Source organism: Streptomyces sp. RP5T (assembly GCF_003933965.1).
In the GTDB taxonomy this organism is placed as follows: Bacteria; Actinomycetota; Actinomycetes; order Streptomycetales; family Streptomycetaceae; genus Streptomyces.
The window spans coordinates 1-1,630 of the sequence record NZ_RSAJ01001026.1 but is presented as its reverse complement, the minus strand read 5'-3'; the positions used below and the strand labels follow the sequence as shown (position 1 = coordinate 1,630).

Sequence of the window (1,630 nt, the reverse complement as noted above, 5' to 3'; positions counted from 1 at the left end):
TCCGAGAACCTGCTGAAGGCGGGTTACGACGTCACCGGCTTCACCCTCGAACGGGACAAGCTGGACCGGCTGGCCGCCGCCGGCGGCACCGCCGCGGGCTCGATCGCCGAGGCCGTGCGGGACGCCGACGTGATCATCACGATGGTGCCCGCCTCCCCCCAGGTGGAGGCCGTCGCGTACGGCCCCGACGGCATCCTGGACAACGCCCGCTCCGGCGCCCTGCTGATCGACATGTCCTCGATCACCCCGCAGACGTCGGTCGACCTGGCGAAGGCGGCGAAGGGCAAGGGCGTCCGCGTTCTGGACGCGCCCGTGTCCGGCGGTGAGGCCGGTGCGATCGAGGCCGTGCTGTCCATCATGGTCGGCGGCGAGCAGGCCGACTTCGACGAGGCCGCGCCGATCTTCGAGGCGCTCGGCAGGACCGTCGTGCTGTGCGGTCCGCACGGCTCGGGCCAGACCGTGAAGGCCGCGAACCAGCTGATCGTGGCCGTGAACATCCAGGCGTGCGCCGAGGCCGTGGTCTTCCTGGAGAAGTCGGGCGTGGACCTGAAGGCCGCGCTGGACGTCCTGGGCGGCGGCCTGGCCGGTTCGACCGTGCTGGCCCGCAAGAAGGACAACTTCCTGCGGCGCGACTTCAAGCCGGGCTTCCGGATCGACCTGCACCACAAGGACATGGGCATCGTCACCGACGCCGCCCGCAACGTCGGCGCGGCCCTGCCCGTCGGCGCCGTGGTCGCCCAGCTGGTCGCCAGCCTGCGCGCGCAGGGCGACGGGGGCCTGGACCACTCGGCGCTGCTGCGGGCCGTGGAGCGCCTGTCGGGCGCCGAGGTCTGACCTCCCCGAAGACTCCGGGTGGCGCCCCCGCCGACATCTGTCCTGTCGCGCCCAGGCGGTGGCGCCGCCCGGAACCACCCCGGCCCCCGCGGCCGGAGGACGGGAGCGAGCAGAACCCGCTCCCCCACACAGACTCCCTGGCCGCACCTGACGCGCCGGGCGACCCGGATGAGGGGTGGTCGCCCGGTACCGGGTGCGGGCAGGGGAGGACCGCGGCGGCCTGCGAGCCAGTGCGGTGGTGAAGGTCCCGGGCCCTCCTTCTTCGACCTGAGGGAAGGAGCGTGTCCCGGTCCCGTCGCGGCCGCCGCGGTCCCGGCAGTACCGCAGGAACCCAGAGCGCCGGATACGGACGGTCCCGTATCCGGCGCTCCGTCGCGTTCCCGGGGTGCGGAGCGCCGCGGATCGCAGGACTCTGAAGGCATGGCAGCAGATCCAGCACAGCATCCCCATGTCGTGGTGCACGCCCCGGCGCTGGACGGGTCGCGGCGGGTCACCGCGGACGACGAGAACCTCGGCGTCGCCTCGCACCTGGACGACGTCGTCGAGCTGCTCCGGCTCGCCGACCTGGACCGGATCGAGGTCGAGGACGACGACATCGTGGAGTGGCAGGGCGGCGGTCCCGACGACTGGCCGGGACTGTCCGAGCACCACGAGCAGTGAGCGGGCGTACGGCAGTGGTCGTACGCCCGCTACGGCATCCTCAAATCAACCTCTGAACATGGGTCGGGGGGCTTCAACGCGCCCCCGCCCCGGGCACATCCTCTACACGTGCGGGCCCGCCGGCACGTGTAGAGGA

2 protein-coding genes are annotated in these 1,630 nt (G+C 72.6%); both read left to right on the top strand.

What is annotated here, in order from left to right; all coding sequences use genetic code 11:
* The coding region (locus EHS43_RS44120; protein WP_125196007.1) for a 2-hydroxy-3-oxopropionate reductase at window positions 1-834 on the top strand (834 nt) is incomplete at its 5' end.
* A 420-nt stretch (window positions 835-1,254) separates the two neighbouring features.
* Window positions 1,255-1,494 (top strand): hypothetical protein, encoded by a 240-nt coding sequence (locus tag EHS43_RS44115; protein WP_125196006.1) that lies wholly within the window; start codon window positions 1,255-1,257, stop codon window positions 1,492-1,494.
* Window positions 1,495-1,630: the final 136 nt, after the last annotated feature.

What these genes read in the sequence shown, in the direction of transcription:
- EHS43_RS44115 (WP_125196006.1), top strand. Translation starts at nt 1,255, where the DNA reads ATGGCAGCAGATCCAGCACAGCATCCCCATGTCGTGGTGCACGCCCCG.